The sequence below is a fragment of the Citrobacter sp. TBCS-14 genome (assembly GCF_005280805.1).
GTDB lineage: Bacteria > Pseudomonadota > Gammaproteobacteria > Enterobacterales > Enterobacteriaceae > Citrobacter > Citrobacter gillenii.
On record NZ_SZWM01000254.1, the window covers coordinates 1 to 204 of the forward strand.

The 204-nt window shown below is 56.9% G+C and carries 1 protein-coding gene; it reads left to right on the top strand.

The genetic code is table 11. From position 1 onward, the window contains the following. Nucleotides 1–204: aromatic-ring-hydroxylating dioxygenase subunit beta (locus FDX22_RS12340; RefSeq protein WP_304571760.1), on the top strand; the 204-nt coding region annotated here is incomplete at both ends.

Below are 204 nucleotides of genomic sequence, written 5' to 3' on the forward strand. Positions count from 1 at the left end.
GTGGATTTTCAACGACAACAAAGACCAGCTCGAACGTCGTATCGCACGGCTGGAAACCGGCATGGCCTGGGCGGAAGAACCGCCGTCGCGTACCCGTCATCTGATTAGCAACTTACAAATCAGCGAAACCGACGTGCCCGACGTCTTCGCCGTGCGCCTCAACTATCTGCTGTATCGCGCGCAAAAAGAGCGGGACGAGACGTT